Origin of the sequence: Streptomyces sp. Ag109_O5-10, assembly GCF_900105755.1 — a bacterium.
Classification (GTDB): domain Bacteria; phylum Actinomycetota; class Actinomycetes; order Streptomycetales; family Streptomycetaceae; genus Streptomyces.
This window is the reverse complement of sequence record NZ_FNTQ01000001.1, coordinates 6,846,124-6,864,069: the sequence shown is the minus strand read 5'-3', so window position 1 is coordinate 6,864,069 and position 17,946 is coordinate 6,846,124. Positions and strand designations below refer to the sequence as shown.

Genomic DNA, 17,946 nt, shown 5'->3' with positions numbered 1-17,946 from the left:
CGAACGGCACAGGGGGCACCTGTGAGCGCCCACCGCACCACTCTCGCCCATGCCCGGACCTGCCCGGGTAGCCCCTGGGTGCCGTTCCCCTGTCCGGCTCCTACTCCGCCCGCAGTACTCCCGGGTGGAGATCAGTCCATCCTCGGGCGGACCAGCCCCGACTCGTACGCGATCACCACGAGCTGCGCCCGGTCCCGCGCGCCCAGCTTGGCCATGGCCCGGTTGACGTGCGTCTTCACGGTCAGCGGACTGACCTCCAGGCGCTCGGCGATCTCGTCGTTGGAGTGCCCGCCGGCGACCTGGACGAGGACCTCGCGCTCCCGTGAGGTGAGCGCGTCGAGCCGCTCGCCGCGGGCCGGGGCACGGCCGTCGTCCCCCAGGTCGCCCTGGGCGAGGAAGCGGGCGATCAGGCCCTTGGTGGCCGTCGGGGAGAGCAGCGCCTCGCCGCCGGCGGCGAGGCGGATGGCGCTCAGCAACTCCTCGGGCTCGCTGCCCTTGCCGAGGAAGCCGGAGGCACCCGCACGCAGTGCCTGGACCACGTAGTCGTCCACCTCGAAGGTCGTGAGGATCACCACCCGGACGTGGGCGAGGGCGGGGTCGGCGCAGATCAGCCGGGTGGCGGCCAGTCCGTCCGTGCCCGGCATCCGGATGTCCATCAGGACGACGTCGGCCTCGCGCTCCCTGGTCAGCCGCACCGCCTCGGCGCCGTCGGAGGCCTCGCCGACCACCTCCATGTCGGACTCGGAGTCGACGAGCACCCGGAACGCGCTGCGCAGCAGTGCCTGGTCGTCGGCGAGCAGGACACGGATCGTCATACGGAATCCCCCAGGGCGGCCGCACGGCCCTTGGCACGGCCGGTCGTACGGTCGCCCGTACGGTCGTCGGTGTCGGTGTCGGTCTTGACCGGCAGGATCGCATGGACGCGGAAGCCGCCGCCGTAGCGGGGGCCGGTGGTGAGGGTGCCGCGCAGGGCGGTGACGCGCTCGCGCATGCCGAGCAGGCCGAGGCCGCCGCCCTCCTCGGGCGCGGTTTCCTCGCCGGCGCCGTCGTCCAGGACGGTGACCTCGATGTGCGGTCCGACGCGTACGACGCTGACCTCGGCCGTGGCGTCGGGTCCCGCGTGCTTCTGCACGTTGGTCAGGGCCTCCTGGATGATCCGGTAGGCGGCCAGGTCGACGGCGGCCGGCAGGGTGGTGCCCTGGTCGGCGCGGGCGACCTCGACCCGGAGGCCGGCGTTGCGGAACGTGTCGGCGAGTTCGTCCAGGACGTGCAGGCCGGGGGCGGGCTCGGTCGGCGCCTCGGGGTCGCCGGACTGGCGGAGCAGGCCGACGGTGGCCCGCAGTTCGTTCAGCGCGGAGCGGCTGGCCTCGCGGACGTGGCCGAGGGCCTCCTTGGCCTGGTCGGGCCGCTTGTCCATGACGTGCGCGGCGACCCCCGCCTGCACGTTGACCAGGGCGATGTGGTGGGCGACGACGTCGTGCAGGTCCCGGGCGATGCGCAGCCGCTCCTCGGCGACCCGGCGGCGGGCCTCCTCCTCACGGGTCCGCTCGGCGCGCTCGGCCCGCTCGCGGATGGCCTGGAGGACCGCGCGCCGGCTGCGGACGGCGTCCCCGGCGGTGGCGCCGATGCCGGTCCAGGCGAAGATCGCGAGGTTTTCCTGGGCGTACCACGGCAGGGGGCCGGCGGCCATCGCGGCGGCGGTGAGCACGGTCATGGTGAGCAGGCCGGCCCGCAGGGTGGTGCGCCGGTCGGTGGTGGCGGCGACGGTGAACAGGGCGATCACGGCCGCCATCGCGACGGGGGCGCGGGGGTCGCCGGTGACGCACTCGACGACGGAGGCGGCGCCGGTGACGGCCAGGACCGTCTTCGGGGCGTGCCTGCGGAAGACCAGGGCCGCGGCGGCGAGCGTCATGAGCAGCAGGCTGAGGGGGTCCGGGACGCGGATGCCCCAGGCGACGCCGTGCCCGCCGTGCGGTACGGCGAAAGAGCTCACGACCATGCAGACGAGGGCGCCGGCGGCGATGACCGCGTCCACGGCGAGTGGATGGGCGCCGGCTCTGCACCGGGCTCTTTCGAATGGGCTCACAGTGTGAACAGTACGTCTCTGGGAGCTGCCGCCCCCATACCCCCGCTTCGGCCTGAACGGCCTCGTCCTCAGCCGCCGGACGGGCTGGAAAGGGTGGTCACCGGCCTTCGTCCGCACGCGCCGGACAGACAGTTTCCCAACCGTCAGCCTGGAATGAGACCGTCGTCCCGGAGCAGTGCCCTGACCTCCTCCAGGGTCGCGTCCGGGGACGGGAGGATGAGGTCGGAGGGCTCCAGGGCGTCGTCCGGGAGCACTGTGCCGAGCTCCCGGACCTTGTCCAGGAGGGCGGTCAGGGTGCGGCGGAAGGCTGCCTCGTCGCCGGACTCGGTCTCCGCGAGGAGCTCGTCGTCCAGCTTGTTCAGTTCGGCGAGGTGGCTGTCGGCCAGCCTCACCTGGCCCTCCCCCATGATCCTCACGACCATGTCGGCCATGTCGCCCTCCAGGCGTCGGCTACTGCTTGTCGAAGCGCGGGGTGTCCTGCGGCTGCTGCGACTGCTGGCCCTGACCGGTGCCGCCCTCGATCGCCTGCTGGGGCGAACCTCCGGCGAGCTCGGCCTTCATGCGCTGCAGTTCCAGCTCCACATCCGTACCACCGGACAGCCGGTCCAGCTCGGCGGCGATGTCGTCCTTGGCCGTGCCGGTCGGGTCGTCGAGGGCGCCGGAGGCGAGGAGCTCGTCGATGGCGCCGGCGCGGGCCTGGAGCTGCTGCGTCTTGTCCTCGGCGCGCTGGATCGCGAGGCCGACGTCGCCCATCTCCTCGGAGATTCCGGTGAAGGCCTCGCCGATGCGGGTCTGGGCCTGGGCGGCGGTGTAGGTGGCCTTGATGGTCTCCTTCTTGGTGCGGAAGGCGTCCACCTTGGCCTGCAGGCGCTGGGCCGCGAGGGTGAGCTTCTCCTCCTCGCCCTGGAGAGTGGCGTGCTGCGTCTCCAGGTCGGTCACCTGCTGCTGGAGGGCGGCGCGACGGGAGAGCGCCTCGCGGGCGAGGTCCTCGCGGCCGAGGGCGAGCGCCTTGCGGCCCTGGTCCTCCAGCTTGGTGGACTGCTGCTGGAGCTGGTTCAGCTGGAGTTCGAGCCGCTTGCGGCTGGTCGCCACGTCGGCGACGCCGCGGCGGACCTTCTGCAGCAGCTCGAGCTGCTTCTGGTACGAGTAGTCGAGGGTCTCGCGCGGGTCCTCGGCCCTGTCCAGGGCCTTGTTCGCCTTCGCGCGGAAGATCATCCCCATACGCTTCATGACACCGCTCATGGGCTTCGCGCGCCCCCTTCTGACGGACTCCAGCTCACAGATCCTGCGACAGAACCCACAGTACGGGCCCTGCCTCCATTACCGCACTGTTCGGGGACCGATGCGCTCATCCCCAAGGACGACTACCGACAGCTCCGCTCCGGCACAGGTAGGAGAGGGTCCCCCTGAGCGAAGCGCCTGCAACGTCCCCTCTGTCCCCCCATGGAGACGACTGGCGTTGCGGGATCGTTCCCCGCCGGGCTAGGGCCCACACCCCGTGACCCCGTACCCTTGGGTTTTGTGTTCCGTAGCCGTGCCAAGGATGAGAAGGCCCCCGCCGACAAGGCGGCGATGACCGACTCCAAGCAGACCCGTGACCCGCAGGCCCCGAAGGGCAGGCCCACGCCCAAGCGCAGTGAGGCCCAGACCCAGCGGCGCAGCGTGGCCAACACGCCGACGACGCGCAAGGACGCCGCCAAGCGTCAGCGCGACGACCGGCGCGCCGCCATGGAGCGGCAGCGCCAGGCGCTGGCCACCGGCGACGAGCGGTACCTGCCGGCCCGTGACAAGGGCCCGGTCCGCAGGTTCGCCCGTGACTGGGTCGACTCGCGTTTCAACGTGGCGGAGTTCTTCCTCCCGCTGGCCGTGGTCATCCTGGTCATGAGCGTGGTGAACAACGCGGCGATCAAGAACATCGCGCTGCTGCTCTGGCTGGTCGTGATCGTGCTGATCGTGCTCGACGCGCTGATCAGCGGCCTGCGGCTGCGCAAGCGCCTCGCCGAGCGCTTCCCCGACCAGAACAAGAAGGGCGCCGTCGCCTACGCCCTGATGCGCTCCCTGCAGATGCGCCGGCTCCGGCTGCCCAAGCCGCAGGTCAAGCGCGGAGAGCGGCCCTGAGCGCAGAGCCGTTCTCCGGGGGTGCGGCGAAGGCCTGGCTGGACAAGCTGGGCGGGCTGCGTGATGTGGTGCGGCAGCGGTTGGTGGCCCGTCAGCTCGACGAGCAGATAGCCGGGCGTTTCCCGGTCGGGCAGCGGCTGCGGGTGCTCGACGTGGGGATGGGCCAGGGCACGCAGGCACTGCGGCTGGCCCGGGCCGGGCACCAGGTGACCGGCGTCGAGCGGGAACCGACGATGATCGCGGCCGCGCGGGAGGCCCTGGCCGCCGAGCCGGAGGGCATCCGCGAGCGGGTGCGGATCGTCCAGGGGGACGGCCGGGACACGGGCGTCCACTTCCTGCCGGGCAGCTTCGACGTGGTGCTCTGCCACGGGGTGCTGATGTACGTCCAGGAACCGGACGCGCTGCTCGCCGGGCTGGCCCGGATGCTGGCCCCGGGCGGGCTGCTGTCGCTGCTGGTGCGCAACGCCGACGCGCTGGCGATGCGGCCGGGGCTGAGCGGTGACTGGGCCGGCGCCCTGGAGTCCTTCGACACCGTCTCCTACCGCAACCGGCTGGGCCTGGACGTCCGGGCCGACCGGCTGAGCACCCTGACCGGCGCCCTCGCCGGCATCGGCGCGCCGCTGCAGTCCTGGTACGGCGTAAGGGTGTTCACGGACACCGCCGCGGACGGCGCCGGGGCACCGGCCGACCTGGAGACGCTGCTCGCGGTGGAGGAGCGGGCCGGGCGGACGGATCCGTACCGGTCGGTCGCGGCGCTGCTGCACCTGTGCGGGGTGCGCGGCTGACGTCGCCTCACCCGGTGCCGCTCGTTCGGGTCAGCAGCGCGAGCCGGAGCGTCACCGCGGCGGCGAGACTCGGGGCATGGACGCTTCCCCCGCCCGCCGGACCCTGCGTTCGGCCGCCGTGCTCGGTTCCTGCTGCCTCGCCCTGGCCTCCGGATGTTCCGCCTTCGACGGCGACGCGACCAGGGACGCCTCGGCCGCCCGGGCCGCGCAGGCGGCGGCCGTCCCCCTGGCGGCGACGGAGCTGCAGGACCGGTACCAGAAGGTGATCAGGGACGTCCTGCCGTCGGTCGTACAGATCCAGGCCGGCAGCGACCTGGGGTCGGGCGTGGTCTACGACGGCAACGGACACATCGTCACCAACGCGCATGTCGTGGGGAACGAGAAGAAGTTCAGGGTGACGACGGCCAACAACGAGGAACCGCTGACCGCGACGCTGGTGTACTCCTACCCCCAGCAGGACCTGGCGGTGATCAGGCTCGACAGGATCCCGGACGGGCTGAAGGCGGCCGCCTTCGGGGACACCGAGAAGGTCTCGGTCGGGCAGATCACGCTGGCCATGGGATCGCCGCTCGGGCTGTCGTCGAGCGTGACCGAGGGCATCGTGTCGGCGACCGGACGGACCGTCAGCGAGAACGCGGCGGGCGGCGGTACGGGCGCCACCATCCCCAACATGGTGCAGACCTCGGCGGCCATCAACCCCGGCAACAGCGGCGGCGCCCTGGTCGACCTGAACGGCCAGGTCATCGGCATCCCGACGCTCGCCGCGAGCGACCCGGACCTCGGTGGCAGCGCGGCGCCGGGGATCGGGTTCGCCATTCCGGGGTCGATGGTGAAGACGGTCGCCGACCAGATCATCAAGCAGGGCAAGGTCACCGACTCGGGGCGGGCCGCGCTGGGCATCTCCGGGCGCACGGTGGTCGACGTGAACTACCAGCCGGCCGGGGTGGCCGTGGTGACCGTCGAGCACGGGAAGGCGGCCGACAAGGCGGGCATCCGGCCCGGGGACATCATCACCAGGCTGGGTGGCGACCGCATCACCACCATCACCTCACTGGCCGAGTCCCTGGCCGTGGACCGGCCGGGGCAGAAGACGACGGTGACCTACAGCCGGGACGGCATCGGCAGGACGGTGGACGTGACGCTGAGCGAGCAGTGAACCGGTGACCGGCGGGGCGGCCGGTGGGCCGCCCCGGACCGGCACGTCTCAGGACTCGTCCGCGTGCAGACTCATCGGCCCGTAGATCTCGGTGGCGTCCTCGAAGAGCCGCACCTGGTCGGCGCCGCCGGCCAGCAGGGCCTTCCACTGCTCGCCGATCCACGACTCGGCGTCGCCCTGGGTGGTGAACTCCTCGGGCTCCACCGCGGGCTGGACCTCCGTCCCGTCGGCCTTCTCGAACCGCCATGTCCATGCCGCCATGTAGGCCTCCTTTGATCCAACTGGTGCATCGTATAAGGGCGCCGACGAAAACTCCGCTGGTTGTGGGGCCGGCTGCGGGCCGGTGCGGACAGGGCGCGCAGTTCCCGGCGCCCCTCACGGGGCGCGCAGCAGGGGGCGTCGGCTGGAGCGAGAACCGTCAGGACGGGTGAGAATCGGTCCGTGGAAGTGACTTTGCTCGGTACCGGTGCCCCCGCGGGGCTGCCTCAGCCCGGCTGTCCCTGTGCGGCCTGTGCGACGGCCGTCGGGACGGACGCGCGGGCCGCCACCGCGGTGCTCGTCGACGGAACGCTGCTGCTCGACCTGACCCCGGGGGCGGCCTTCGCGGCGGCCCGGGCCGGACTGTCCCTCGGCGGGGTGCGGCAGGTGCTGCTGTCGCATCCGCACGACGGGCCCACCGTCGAGGTGCCGGACGGGCTGCCGCAGCCGGGGCGGGTGCCGGACGGGCGGGAGCTGACGCTGCTGACGGGGCATCGGGTGCGGGCGGTGGCGATGGACGCGGGCGGCACCGGGTACGCGGTGACCGGCCCCGACGGGCAGCGGCTGCTGTACCTGCCGCCGGGCGGGGCGCAGGGCGGACTGGAGAACGGGAACGGGGACGCGGACCCGTACCACCTGGTGCTCCTCGACGTCGTGGGGCGCCCGGACGCGCTGGCACGCCTGCGGGCGGTCGGCGCGGTCGGCGCGACCACGGACGTCGTCGCCGTCCATGTCGGCCACGACGTACCGCCCGGCCCCGAGTTGCGCCGCCGGCTGGCCGCGGCCGGGGCGCGGGCGGTGCCGGACGGAACGACGCTGACGGTCGGGGTGTACGAGGACGTACCCGACGTACCGCGCCGGACGCTGGTGCTGGGCGGCGCCCGGTCGGGGAAGTCCGTGGAGGCCGAGCGGCGGCTGGAGTCCTTCCCGGACGTGCTGTACGTCGCCACCGGCGGTACGCGCGGCGGGGACACCGAGTGGGCGGCGCGGGTGGCCGCGCACCGGGACCGGCGGCCGGGGTCCTGGCGTACGACGGAGACGTGCGATCTCGTGCCGTTGCTGGCGCAGGACGGGCCGGCGCTGCTCGTCGACTGCCTGTCGCTGTGGCTGACGGACGCGATGGACGCCGTCGGGGCATGGGACGACACGGAGTGGGCGTCGGGCGGGGAGAAGGCCCTGCGGCAGCGGGTGCGGGAGCTGACGGAGGCGGTGCGGGGGACGCGGCGGACGGTGGTGGCCGTGTCGAACGAGGTGGGGTCGGGGATCGTGCCCGCCACCGCGTCCGGGCGCCGGTACCGGGACGAACTGGGGCGCCTGAACGCGGCGTTCGCGGATGAGTGCGAGCAGGTGGTGCTGGTGGTGGCGGGGCAGGCGGTGGTGCTGAGGTAGTGCGGCGGCCCGTAAGGGGCGCTGGGGGTACCCCCGGCCGAAGGCTGGGGGAGGAACCGCGCGCTCAGCCCCGCCCGCGCGCAGTCGCGCGACCGGCCGTCAGCACCCCTTCCTCGCGACGATCCGGTACGCGTTCGAGAACGGCGTCCGCCGCAGCAGCGGAGCCAGGGCATGGTCGGCGAGCCTCGCCACGGCGAGCAGCGGCGCCGCCCCGCGCAGCCACCGTTTCGGCAGGACCCGGCCCAGGAACAGGCCGAGGGCGGCCGAGATGTCGTACGGCACGTGCGGCGACTTCCGGTCGGTGCGGAGGATCCGGCAGCCCTGCGACTCCAGCTCCGCCCGGAGGTTGGCCGGCGGCATGAGGTGCAGGTGGCGGGGCTGGCCGTAGGGGATCCACCACTTGCCGAGGAGTCGGGCGAACGCGCTGCGCGGGTTCGGGACGTCGATGAGGAGGTGGCCGCCCGGGCGCAGCGCGGCGAGGGCGGCACGGAGTTCGGCTCGCGGGTCGGGGGTGTGCTGCAGGTGGTGGAGCATGCTGACGACGTCGTAGCGGCCGCGCAGCTGGGCCAGCACCTCCGGCATGGCCAGGTAGCCGCAGTGGGCCTCCTCGATATGGCCCTCGACCTGGGCGCGCCCCACGCGCAGGGTCGGGTCGAGGCCGTCGAACGACGTGTAGGCGAAGAGTTCCTGGGCCGTGCGCGGGAAGTGGGCGTGGCCCGTGCCGACGTCCAGCCAGCTCTCCGGCTCCGGCAGCGCCAGCATCACGCGGGCGGCGGCGCGGTGCCGGCGGCGGCCGGCGCGGGTGGTGTGGAGGCGGTCGGTGTAGTCCTCCAGGCGGCCGTCGTAGAAGTCCCGGTGGTAGAGGGCGAGACCGGCCGGGGACAGCCGGGGGTTCTGGAAGGTGTGGGCGCAGTCCCGGCACACGTCGACGGTGAACGTGCCGGGCCGGTGGTGGAGGAGGTCGGGCGTGCGCAGGCGGGTGCGCAGGCGCCTGGAGCCGCACCAGGGGCAGTCCTCACGGCGCGGCTCGTGGAACCGGTCGGGGCCCGCGGCGAGTTCGGGCGTGCGCGGCGGCATGGGCGGCTCCCTGTGCTCCCAGTACTCCCTGAACGCAATCCACTGCAAACCGGAACGTATGGGATACCGATCTTGCCTGCCAAGGCGCCGTGCGGGTGTGCTGGCGATCTGGCACCTGACTGCTGGTTCGGTGCCGGTACTGTTCGGCGAATGAGCTCGCTTAATCTCGACGACTTCACCGATCTGATCGAGCGCCCCGACGGCGGTGTGCGCCGTGACGCCGAGGCGCGCCGGGAGCGGCTGGCCGTGCCGCCCGGGTCGCTGGGCCGCCTCGACGACCTGGGTGAGTGGCTGGCCGCCGCCCAGGGTTCGGTACCGGTCCGGCCGGTGGAACGGCCGCGGGTGCTGCTCTTCGCCGGCGACCACGGCGTCGCCGAACTCGGCGTCTCCGCCCGGCCCGCGGGCAGCGCGGAGCTGCTGGTGCGGGCGGTCCTCGAGGGCGCCAGCCCGGTGGCGGTCCTCGCCCGGCGGCTCGGGGTGCCGGTGCGGATCGTGGACATGGCGCTGGACTGCGACCCGGACACACTGCCCGAGGAGGTCGTACGGCACCGGGTGCGGCGGGGCAGCGGCCGTATCGACATCGAGGACGCGCTGACCCTGGACGAGGCGGAGACGGCCTTCCGGGCGGGCGTCGCGCTGGCCGACGGGGAGGCCGACGCGGGGACCGACCTGGTGGTCCTCGGCGACGTCAGCGTCGGCGGCACGACGGCGGCCGCCACGCTGGTAGCGGCGCTGTGCGGGACGGACGCGTCGGTGGTGACCGGGCGGGGCGGGCTCGCCATCGACGACCTCGCGTGGATGCGGAAGTGCGCGGCGATCCGGGACGCGCTGCGGCGGGCGCGGCCGGTGCTCGGGGACCAGTTGCAGTTGCTGGCGACGGTCGGCGGGGCCGACCTCGCGGCGATGACCGGGTTCCTGTTGCAGTCGGCGGTGCGGAAGCTGCCGGTGGTGCTGGACGGGGTGGTCGTGGCCGCGTGTGCGCTGGTCGCGCAGCGGATCGCGTTCCGGGCGCCGGACTGGTGGCTGGCCGGCCACGACAGCGGGGAGCCGGGGCAGGCGAAGGCCCTGGACCGGATGGCCCTGGAGCCCCTCCTTGAGCAGGGCGTGAAGGTCGGCGAGGGCATGGGCGCCCTGCTGGCCCTGCCCCTGGTCCAGGCCGCGGCGGCCCTGGCGGCGGAGCTGCCGGAGAAGCCCGAATCCGAGGAGAAGCCGCAGGACTAGCGGGACCGTTCACCACGGCCGGGACGGCACGGCGGGGTTTGGGGTATGGGCGCCCATATGATCGCTCCTCATGGGAGATGTCCGAATTGCCGTGGAGCGGTGTGAGGGACGTGAGCCGGGGCGGCGGGGTGGCGGGGTTTCCCAGCGGGCCGCCGCCTTTGCCGTCTGGTATCTGCGGGCCGTCGCCTTCGTCAACTTCCTCAGTGCGGTGTGGCTGTCGCTGGGTCAGGACGTGCGGCGGCACAACCAGGAGAACTACTTCACGCCGTACCTGCTGACCGCCGGCTTCGCCTCCGGTGCGTTCACCGCCTTCCTCGCGATCACGACGCGGCGGCGGAAGCGGGCCGCGTGGATCCTGAACCTGGTACTAAGCGGGCTCTTCCTCGCGCTGTTCGCGTTCGCCATGGCGTTCCCGGAGATCCGGCGGTACGCGCAGAACTGGATCTCGATCGTGCTGACCGCCGCCTTCGTCGTCGCCCTGCTCGTGGGCCGGCGGGAGTTCTACGCGAAGGGCGACCGGTCCAACCCGCGCCTCGCCGCCACCGTCGCCGTCGGCGGCGGTCTCGTCGCCTCACTGCTCGCCGCCCTCCTCGTGACCGTCACCGACCAGGCGCCGCACGCCGCGCGTTCGACGTTCCTGGAGCGCTGGCACTACGGCACCCTGCGCCTGGTGTCGGTCGCCGCCGACCCCTCCCGGTTCCCGTACATCGCGCCGCCGAACTGGGTGAACGTCGTCATCAACGTGCTCAGCACCCTCCTCCTGCTCGCCGTCCTCTACGCCGCCTTCCGCTCCCGCCGCGCCGTCGACCCGATCACCGAGGAAGACGAGAAGCAGCTGCGGGCCCTGCTGGAGCGGCACGGCGAGCGGGACTCGCTCGGGTACTTCGCGCTGCGGCGGGAGAAGAGCGTCGTGTGGTCGCCCACCGGGAAGGCGGCGGTCGCGTACCGGGTGGTGGGCGGGGTGTCGCTCGCCTCGGGGGATCCGATCGGGGATCCGGAGGCGTGGCCGGGGGCCATCGTGCCGTGGCTCCGCGAGGCGCGGGCGCACGGGTGGATCCCGGCGGTGATGGGGGCGAGCGAGGAAGCGGGGACCGTGTACGCGCGGCACGGGCTCGACGCGCTGGAACTCGGCGACGAGGCGATCGTCGAGGTCGCCGAGTTCACGCTGGAGGGCCGGGCGATGCGGACCGTCCGGCAGGCGTACAACCGGGTCGGGCGGGCGGGGTACCAGGTGCGGATCCGGCGCCACGAGGACATCCCGGCGGACGAGATGTCCTACCTGGTCCGGCGCGCCGACGACTGGCGGGACGGGGCCACCGAGCGCGGTTTCAGCATGGCGCTGGGACGGCTCGGGGACGCCCGGGACGGACGGTGCGTGATGCTGGAGTGCACGGACGGGGCGGGTGAACTGCGGGCCCTGCTCTCCTTCGTGCCGTGGGGGCCGGGCGGGCTGTCCCTCGATCTCATGCGGCGGGACCGGGACTCCGACAACGGGCTGATGGAGTTCATGGTCATCGAACTGCTCCGGCGGGCCCGGGAGATCGGGATCACTCAGGTCTCGCTCAACTTCGCGATGTTCCGGTCGGTCTTCGAACGTGGTGCGCGGCTCGGCGCCGGGCCGGTGCTGCGGCTGTGGAGGTCCTTGCTGAGCTTCTTCTCCCGGTGGTGGCAGATCGAGTCCCTGTACCGGGCGAACGCCAAGTACCGGCCCATCTGGGAACCCCGGTTCCTGCTCTTCGAGAAGAGCGCGGACCTTCCGCGCATCGGTCTGGCCTCGGCGCGTGCCGAAGGGTTCCTGGAGGCGCCCGGCCTGCCGAAGTGGGTGCATCGCAGGCACCTGGACACGCAGCGGGAAACCCACGGATGAGGACCAGCGCATGACGCCGCTCGCCCGCTGGGCCCACGCCGAGTGGGGGCTGTTGTACGCCACCGTGCGCGGCCCGCTGGCGAAGCACCGGCTGCGGGCGGTGCCGATGACGACGGGGGCGGTGTGCCTGACCGCGCTGCTCCAGTTCGCGCAGAACCAGTCGTGGGGCTACGGCTTCGTGCAGGACGTCGGGGCGGTGCGCGTCGCCGACCCCCTCTGGGCCTCCCTGTCGCGCACTCCCCTGTCGCTGTTCGTGCCGGCCCTGGACCTGCCGGTGTGGGGCGCGCTGGCCCAGGTCCTGGTGGTCTTCGGGCTCGCCGAGGTGTGCCTGGGCTGGTGGCGGACCCTGGTCGTCGCGTACGCGGCGACCCTCGCCGGCACGCTGTACGCGCGCACGGGCGTCGCGCTGGGGCCGCACGGTCCGCTGGGGCTGCCGGCCTCGGACGCCCGGGTGGTGGACACCGGCCCGTCGGCCGCCGTCGTCGGGCTCGCGGTCTACCTGGGCTGGCGGTACGGCGCCTACGTCACCGCCGGCGCGGTGGCGGCCGCGATGGCGGTCGAGGTGGCGGTGAAGGACAACCTGGCCGGGAAGGAGCATCTGGCGGCCATCGCGGGGACGGCGGCGCTGTGCGCGGCGGTGCCGGCGGGACGGCGGCTGCGGCACCGATGGCGTCACCGGCGGCCGGGGTCCGGTCCGGGTCCGGGGCCGTGGCCGGGGAGACGCAGCGGTTCGGGGCGGTCGGGTTTGCCGCCGATCCAGTCCTGAAGGGTCAGGGTGAGCCGGGACCAGCGGCGGTCGTGATGATAGGTGCGCAGCCGGGCCCTGGCCCGGGCGCGCGGCCGGTTGCCGTAGAAGCGGCGGGCCCAGGCCGAGCCGGGGCGGGCGAGCCGGACCGCGCCGACGATCGCGACCAGCGGGACGATCACCCCGAAGATCGCGGTGCGCGTCTTGCCCTTGCTCAGGGCGACGAGGGAGAAGGCGAAGTTGGCCACCACGTTCGCGACGACGGCCCCGCGGTCCTGGAGTTCGTCCGCCGACAGGTCGTTGACCCCGAACGGCGAGAAGCCGGCGAGCAGCAGCCCCACCAGCGCGGCCGTGATGACGACGGCCTCGACGCTCTTGCGGCCCTCCTCGGTCCAGTAGACGTCGCCGAGGTGCAGGATGAGCGCGAACTCGTCGAGGACGAGCCCCGCGCCGATCCCGAAGGCGATCGCGGCGAGGGCCGCGCCGAGGCCGTTGCGGGAACTGGCGACCGCGCCGAAGCCGCCGATGACGACGAGGACGACGCCGGGGACCACGTGGTGGATGTGCAGCCCGCCCGCCCGCACGTTGCGGAACGGGCCCCTTCCGGCGCGGATCAGCCGGGTGATGACCCGGGTGATCACGAAGGTCAGGACGAAGGCGGTCAGGGCGAGCAGCAGCGGGAGTTTGCCCGGCTCGACGATGTTCCGCTCCAGCCAATGTCCCATGTGCGCACTTTATCCCCGACGGGGAGCCGCACCGGGAGCCCGGCCCGGAGTCCGGCCGGGCCGCGGCCTCCTGACCACGGGTAATCTGCGCCGGTGGCTGTGACCTCTGCGACTCCCTGGCTGGACGGCGTCCGCTTCGCCTTCGGCACGCTCACCGTCTTCCCCGTGAAGGTCACCCGCTGGGACCGGGAGGCGGCCCGCGGCGGCATGCTGTCCGCCCCGCTCGCCGGCCTCGCGGTCGGCGCCTGCGCGGGGGCGGTCGGCGCGCTCGTGCTTGCGGCCGGGGCGAGCGCGCTGCTGGCCGCGGTCGCCGCCGTCGCCGTACCGGCCGTGCTCACCCGGGGGCTGCACCTGGACGGCCTCGCCGACACCGCAGACGGCCTGGGCAGCGGCAAGCCCGCCGAGGACGCCCTGCGGATCATGAAACAGTCGGACATCGGGCCGTTCGGGGTCGTCACCCTGGTCTTCGTCCTGCTCGGGCAGGTGGCCGCGCTCGCCCAGGCGTACGGCGAGGGGTGGCGGCACGGTGCCCTGGCGGCGGTCGTCGCGGCGACGGTGGCCCGGCTGGCGCTGACGCTGGCCGCGGTGGAGGGGGTGCCGGCCGCCCGTCCGGAGGGGCTGGGGGCGGCGGTGGCCGGGGTGGTCCCCAAGGTGGCGGCGACCGTGGTGACGTTCGCGGTGATGCTGCTGGCGGCGGGCGGCGGGGCGCTGGTCGGACCGGGCGACAGCCTGCGGGCGCTGCTCGCGGTGGTGGTGGCCGAGGCCGCGACGGACGGGCTGCTGCGGCACTGCCGGCGCCGGTTCGGCGGGGTGACCGGGGATGTCTTCGGGGCGCTCGCGGAGACGGCGGCGACCGCGGCGCTCGTGGTGTTCGCCCTGGGCGGCGGCTGAGGAGGGCGCTTCAGCAGGCCTTCCGCCGCGCTCCCGGCTCGTACGGTTCCGGTGGCCGTCCATGCTGTCGGGGTTGTCGGGCTCCACGGTGGGGGCGCGGGCTCCCTTGGACGATCCCACCCCGGGTACGGCCCGGACACCGGAGCCCGGCGCGAGGGCAAGTGGCCGTGCCGCAACCCTCAGGTGAACACCCGCAGGAATGAGCGAACGCATACACACGCGTAGGCTCGTCCCGGGTGTTCGCCGGCGCGGGGTGAAGGCCCCGGTCGCAACGCGGTCCGAGGACGCTCCTCAGGGCCGCTTCCCGGGCCCGGTCGACCCACCCGCTCGGCCACTGCAACTCAACATCGGAAGCGAGATTTCACCACCGTGACTGCTCTCACTCTCAGCACCGCAGCGGCGCCCGGCCTCCGGGCCGACGCGATCGTGATCGGTGTCGCCAAGGGCGCCAAGGGCCCGGTCGTCGCCCCGGGTGCCGAAGCCGTGGACACGGCCTACGACGGCAAGCTGGCGGCCGTCCTGGAGACCCTCGGAGCCTCGGGTGCCGAGGGCGAACTGACGAAGCTGCCCGCCCCGGCCGGCTTCAAGGCCCCGCTGGTCATCGCGGTGGGCCTGGGCGCCGAGCCCGGCCCGGACGCGGAGTACGACGCCGAGGCGCTGCGCCGGGCGGCCGGTGTCGCCGCCCGCGCGCTGACCGGAGCCAAGAAGGCGGCCTTCGCGCTGCCCGTCGAGGACGCGGCCGCCGTGGGCGCGATCGGCGAGGGCGTGCTGCTCGGCGCCTACTCCTTCGACACGTACAAGGACAACGGTGGCGGCACCGGCAAGAGCCTGAGGGCGAAGAACGACCGGGCGCCGCTCGCCGACGGCGTGCTGCTCGGCGGCAAGCCGCGGGACGCCGCCCACAAGGCGGCCCTGGCCCGCGCCACGGCCGTCTCCGAGGAGCTCAACCGGGCCCGTGACCTGATCAACACCCCGCCGAACGACCTCACGCCGGCCGCGTTCGCGGCGATCGCGCAGGGCGCGGCCAAGGAGCACGGTCTCAAGATCCAGGTGCTCGACGACAAGGCGCTCGCCAAGGGCGGGTACGGCGGCATCCTCGGCGTCGGCGGCGGCTCGGCGGCCACCCCGCGGCTGGTGAAGCTGTCGTACACGCACGCCGACGCGGACAAGCACCTCGCGTTCGTCGGCAAGGGCATCACCTACGACTCGGGCGGCATCTCGCTCAAGCCGGCCGGCCACAACGAGACGATGAAGTGCGACATGAGCGGCGCGGCGGCGGTGTTCGCGGCCGTCGTGGTGGCGGCTCGGCTCGGCCTGCCGGTCAACGTGACCGGGTGGCTGGCGCTCGCCGAGAACATGCCGTCGGGCACCGCCGTGCGCCCCGGTGACGTGCTGCGCATGTACAGCGGCAAGACCGTCGAGGTGCTCAACACGGACGCGGAGGGGCGGCTGGTGCTCGCCGACGCGCTGTGGGCGGCGTCGGCGGAGCAGCCGGACGCGATCGTGGACGTGGCGACGCTGACCGGCGCGATGATGCTGGCGCTGGGCAGCCGGACGTTCGGGATCATGTCCAACGACGACGCGTTCCGCTCCGCGGTGCACGAGGCCGCGGAGGAGGTGGGCGAGCCGGCCTGGCCGATGCCGCTGCCGGAGCACCTGCGCAAGGGGATGGACTCGCCGACCGCGGACATCGCGAACATGGGTGAGCGGATGGGCGGCGGGCTGGTCGCGGGGCTCTTCCTGCGCGAGTTCGTGGGCGAGGGGATCACCTGGGCGCACCTGGACATCGCGGGGCCGGCCTTCAACGAGGGCGGGCCCTTCGGGTACACGCCGAAGGGCGGGACGGGGTCGGCGGTGCGGACGCTGGTGCGGCTGGCCGAGCTGACGGCTGAGGGCGAGCTCGGCTGACGTCGGGTTTTGTGGGCGGGACCTCGCGTGCGGGTAGTGCGGGGTCCCGTCGCCCGTTGGATCGGTCCGTTCCGTCGCAGGGCGGCTGCGGGCCGTGGGGGTTGCTCGCGCAGTTCCCCCCGCGCCCCTTGCGGGGCACTGCGTGTGGTGTCTCACACCCCAGCCCCGCGTCTCGTTCACCTCCGACAAGTGCGAAGATGGGGCTCGGCAGGACAGGGCCCCACCCACAGGGCCGAAGAAGAGCGGCCGGACACCAGCCGCCGCGCGGTCACCGTTGACCGGCGTACGGCGCACATGCATGGAGGACGTGACGTGGCGAACGACGCCAGCACCGTTTTCGACCTAGTGATCCTCGGCGGTGGTAGTGGCGGTTACGCCGCGGCCCTGCGCGGGGCGCAGCTGGGCCTGGACGTCGCCCTGATCGAGAAGGACAAGGTCGGCGGTACCTGCCTGCACCGGGGTTGCATCCCCACCAAGGCCCTGCTGCACGCGGGTGAGATCGCCGACCAGGCCCGCGAGAGCGAGCAGTTCGGTGTCAAGGCCACCTTCGAGGGCATCGACGTCCCGGCCGTGCACAAGTACAAGGACGGCGTCATCGCCGGTCTGTACAAGGGCCTGCAGGGTCTGATCGCCTCGCGCAAGGTGACCTACATCGAGGGCACCGGGCGGCTGTCCTCCCCCACCTCCGTGGACGTCAACGGCCAGCGGATCCAGGGGCGCCACGTGCTCCTCGCCACCGGCTCCGTGCCGAAGTCGCTGCCGGGCCTGGAGATCGACGGCAACCGCATCATCTCCTCCGACCACGCCCTCGTCCTGGACCGCGTGCCGAAGTCCGCGATCATCCTGGGCGGCGGTGTCATCGGCGTCGAGTTCGCCTCCGCCTGGAAGTCCTTCGGTGCCGACGTCACCGTCGTCGAGGGCCTCAAGCACCTCGTCCCGGTCGAGGACGAGAACTCCTCCAAGCTTCTTGAGCGCGCCTTCCGCAAGCGCGGCATCAAGTTCAACCTGGGCACCTTCTTCTCGAAGGCCGAGTACACCGCCGACGGTGTCAAGGTCACCCTCGCCGACGGCAAGGAGTTCGAGGCCGAGGTCCTGCTCGTCGCCGTCGGCCGCGGCCCCGTCTCCGCCGGTCTCGGCTACGAGGAGCAGGGTGTCGCCATGGACCGCGGCTACGTCCTGGTCGACGAGTACATGCGGACGAACGTCCCGACCATCTCCGCCGTAGGTGACCTGGTCCCGACGCTCCAGCTCGCGCACGTCGGCTTCGCCGAGGGCATCCTGGTGGCGGAACGCCTGGCCGGTCTGAAGACCGTCCCGATCGACTACGACGGTGTCCCGCGGGTGACGTACTGCCACCCGGAGGTCGCCTCCGTGGGCATCACCGAGGCCAAGGCCAAGGAGATCTACGGTGCGGACAAGGTCGTCGCGCTGAAGTACAACCTGGCGGGCAACGGCAAGAGCAAGATCCTCAACACCTCCGGCGAGATCAAGCTCGTCCAGGTGAAGGACGGTGCCGTGGTCGGCGTCCACATGGTCGGCGACCGCATGGGCGAGCAGGTCGGCGAGGCCCAGCTGATCTACAACTGGGAGGCCCTGCCCGCCGAGGTCGCCCAGCTCATCCACGCCCACCCGACGCAGAACGAGGCGCTCGGCGAGGCCCACCTGGCCCTGGCCGGCAAGCCCCTCCACTCGCACGACTGACCCTCGGTCGACGCAAGCG

Annotated in this window: 17 protein-coding genes; 10 read left to right on the top strand and 7 right to left on the bottom strand. The window is 73.1% G+C overall.

Annotated features, from left to right (window positions below; translation table 11 throughout):
• Nucleotides 1–131: 131 nt before the first annotated feature.
• The 4 genes from BLW82_RS31310 to BLW82_RS31295 all read right to left on the bottom strand — a co-directional run bounded on the left by BLW82_RS31310 (nt 132) and on the right by BLW82_RS31295 (nt 3,328).
• Nucleotides 132–815, bottom strand: a complete 684-nt coding sequence (locus BLW82_RS31310) for a response regulator (protein ID WP_093503942.1) — start codon at nt 813–815, stop codon at nt 132–134.
• Nucleotides 812–2,086 (bottom strand): sensor histidine kinase, encoded by a 1,275-nt coding sequence (locus BLW82_RS31305; RefSeq protein WP_093503940.1) that lies wholly within the window; start codon nt 2,084–2,086, stop codon nt 812–814. Before BLW82_RS31305 ends, BLW82_RS31310 begins: the two co-directional genes overlap by 4 nt.
• A 143-nt stretch (nt 2,087–2,229) precedes the next feature.
• A complete protein-coding gene (locus BLW82_RS31300; RefSeq protein WP_093508384.1) occupies nt 2,230–2,508 on the bottom strand; it encodes a PspA-associated protein PspAA in 279 nt (92 codons plus the stop codon).
• 28 nt (nt 2,509–2,536) lie between these two features.
• Entirely contained in the window at nt 2,537–3,328 is a 792-nt protein-coding gene (locus tag BLW82_RS31295) for a PspA/IM30 family protein (protein WP_093503936.1), read from the bottom strand.
• A gap of 201 nt (nt 3,329–3,529) precedes the next feature.
• Between BLW82_RS31295 and BLW82_RS31290 the strand changes: the two genes are divergently transcribed.
• The 3 genes from BLW82_RS31290 to BLW82_RS31280 all read left to right on the top strand — a co-directional run bounded on the left by BLW82_RS31290 (nt 3,530) and on the right by BLW82_RS31280 (nt 6,145).
• Nucleotides 3,530–4,204, top strand: a complete 675-nt coding sequence (locus BLW82_RS31290; RefSeq protein ID WP_093503934.1) for a DUF3043 domain-containing protein — start codon at nt 3,530–3,532, stop codon at nt 4,202–4,204.
• An 83-nt stretch (nt 4,205–4,287) separates the two neighbouring features.
• Nucleotides 4,288–4,989: a class I SAM-dependent methyltransferase gene (locus tag BLW82_RS31285; RefSeq protein ID WP_093508383.1), complete on the top strand. Its 702-nt coding sequence runs from the start codon at nt 4,288–4,290 to the stop codon at nt 4,987–4,989.
• 76 nt (nt 4,990–5,065) lie between these two features.
• Complete coding sequence (locus tag BLW82_RS31280) at nt 5,066–6,145, top strand: S1C family serine protease (protein ID WP_093503932.1); 1,080 nt, start codon at nt 5,066–5,068, stop codon at nt 6,143–6,145.
• Nucleotides 6,146–6,193: 48 nt separating this feature from the next.
• Here BLW82_RS31280 and BLW82_RS31275 read toward each other — a convergent pair whose 3' ends face one another.
• Nucleotides 6,194–6,406, bottom strand: a complete 213-nt coding sequence (locus tag BLW82_RS31275; RefSeq protein WP_093503930.1) for a hypothetical protein — start codon at nt 6,404–6,406, stop codon at nt 6,194–6,196.
• Nucleotides 6,407–6,586: 180 nt separating this feature from the next.
• Here BLW82_RS31275 and BLW82_RS31270 point away from each other — a divergent pair, with 180 nt between their 5' ends.
• Nucleotides 6,587–7,792 (top strand): bifunctional adenosylcobinamide kinase/adenosylcobinamide-phosphate guanylyltransferase, encoded by a 1,206-nt coding sequence (locus tag BLW82_RS31270; protein ID WP_093503928.1) that lies wholly within the window; start codon nt 6,587–6,589, stop codon nt 7,790–7,792.
• A gap of 99 nt (nt 7,793–7,891) precedes the next feature.
• Here BLW82_RS31270 and BLW82_RS31265 read toward each other — a convergent pair whose 3' ends face one another.
• Nucleotides 7,892–8,869 (bottom strand): class I SAM-dependent methyltransferase, encoded by a 978-nt coding sequence (locus tag BLW82_RS31265; RefSeq protein WP_093503927.1) that lies wholly within the window; start codon nt 8,867–8,869, stop codon nt 7,892–7,894.
• Between the two features lie 150 nt (nt 8,870–9,019).
• On the opposite strand from BLW82_RS31265, the gene cobT reads away from it, so the two are divergent.
• The 3 genes from cobT to BLW82_RS44660 all read left to right on the top strand — a co-directional run bounded on the left by cobT (nt 9,020) and on the right by BLW82_RS44660 (nt 12,723).
• The gene (gene cobT, locus BLW82_RS31260) at nt 9,020–10,090 is read left to right on the top strand and encodes a nicotinate-nucleotide--dimethylbenzimidazole phosphoribosyltransferase (RefSeq protein WP_093503925.1); all 1,071 of its coding nucleotides are present in this window, start codon (nt 9,020–9,022) and stop codon (nt 10,088–10,090) included.
• A gap of 70 nt (nt 10,091–10,160) precedes the next feature.
• Nucleotides 10,161–11,957, top strand: coding sequence for a phosphatidylglycerol lysyltransferase domain-containing protein (locus BLW82_RS31255; RefSeq protein ID WP_093503924.1), 1,797 nt, complete (start codon nt 10,161–10,163; stop codon nt 11,955–11,957).
• A 10-nt stretch (nt 11,958–11,967) separates the two neighbouring features.
• Nucleotides 11,968–12,723 carry a hypothetical protein gene (locus BLW82_RS44660; RefSeq protein WP_177233133.1) on the top strand — a complete coding sequence of 252 codons (756 nt, stop codon included), beginning with the start codon at nt 11,968–11,970 and terminating at the stop codon, nt 12,721–12,723.
• Here BLW82_RS44660 and BLW82_RS31245 read toward each other — a convergent pair.
• Nucleotides 12,630–13,427, bottom strand: a complete 798-nt coding sequence (locus tag BLW82_RS31245; RefSeq protein WP_093503922.1) for a hypothetical protein — start codon at nt 13,425–13,427, stop codon at nt 12,630–12,632. The two genes, BLW82_RS44660 and BLW82_RS31245, sit on opposite strands and share 94 nt — an antisense overlap.
• Before the next feature lie 93 nt (nt 13,428–13,520).
• Here BLW82_RS31245 and BLW82_RS31240 point away from each other — a divergent pair, with 93 nt between their 5' ends.
• The 3 genes from BLW82_RS31240 to lpdA all read left to right on the top strand — a co-directional run bounded on the left by BLW82_RS31240 (nt 13,521) and on the right by lpdA (nt 17,927).
• Complete coding sequence (locus tag BLW82_RS31240) at nt 13,521–14,318, top strand: adenosylcobinamide-GDP ribazoletransferase (protein WP_093503920.1); 798 nt, start codon at nt 13,521–13,523, stop codon at nt 14,316–14,318.
• A 369-nt stretch (nt 14,319–14,687) separates the two neighbouring features.
• Nucleotides 14,688–16,226, top strand: coding sequence for a leucyl aminopeptidase (locus BLW82_RS31235; protein ID WP_093503919.1), 1,539 nt, complete (start codon nt 14,688–14,690; stop codon nt 16,224–16,226).
• Between the two features lie 312 nt (nt 16,227–16,538).
• The gene (gene lpdA, locus BLW82_RS31230; RefSeq protein ID WP_093503917.1) at nt 16,539–17,927 is read left to right on the top strand and encodes a dihydrolipoyl dehydrogenase; all 1,389 of its coding nucleotides are present in this window, start codon (nt 16,539–16,541) and stop codon (nt 17,925–17,927) included.
• The last annotated feature ends 19 nt before the right edge of the window (nt 17,928–17,946 follow it).

Excerpts from the sequence above, each read along its gene's own strand:
- BLW82_RS31300 (WP_093508384.1), bottom strand. The coding sequence starts at position 2,508 with ATGGTCGTGAGGATCATGGGGGAGGGCCAGGTGAGGCTGGCCGACAGC.
- BLW82_RS31255 (WP_093503924.1), top strand. The coding sequence starts at position 10,161 with ATGGGAGATGTCCGAATTGCCGTGGAGCGGTGTGAGGGACGTGAGCCG.
- BLW82_RS31295 (WP_093503936.1), bottom strand. The coding sequence starts at position 3,328 with ATGAGCGGTGTCATGAAGCGTATGGGGATGATCTTCCGCGCGAAGGCG.
- BLW82_RS31265 (WP_093503927.1), bottom strand. The coding sequence starts at position 8,869 with ATGCCGCCGCGCACGCCCGAACTCGCCGCGGGCCCCGACCGGTTCCAC.
- BLW82_RS31275 (WP_093503930.1), bottom strand. The coding sequence starts at position 6,406 with ATGGCGGCATGGACATGGCGGTTCGAGAAGGCCGACGGGACGGAGGTC.
- BLW82_RS31290 (WP_093503934.1), top strand. The coding sequence starts at position 3,530 with ATGGAGACGACTGGCGTTGCGGGATCGTTCCCCGCCGGGCTAGGGCCC.
- BLW82_RS31280 (WP_093503932.1), top strand. The coding sequence starts at position 5,066 with ATGGACGCTTCCCCCGCCCGCCGGACCCTGCGTTCGGCCGCCGTGCTC.
- BLW82_RS31310 (WP_093503942.1), bottom strand. The coding sequence starts at position 815 with ATGACGATCCGTGTCCTGCTCGCCGACGACCAGGCACTGCTGCGCAGC.
- cobT (WP_093503925.1), top strand. The coding sequence starts at position 9,020 with ATGAGCTCGCTTAATCTCGACGACTTCACCGATCTGATCGAGCGCCCC.
- BLW82_RS31245 (WP_093503922.1), bottom strand. The coding sequence starts at position 13,427 with ATGGGACATTGGCTGGAGCGGAACATCGTCGAGCCGGGCAAACTCCCG.
- BLW82_RS44660 (WP_177233133.1), top strand. The coding sequence starts at position 11,968 with ATGACGCCGCTCGCCCGCTGGGCCCACGCCGAGTGGGGGCTGTTGTAC.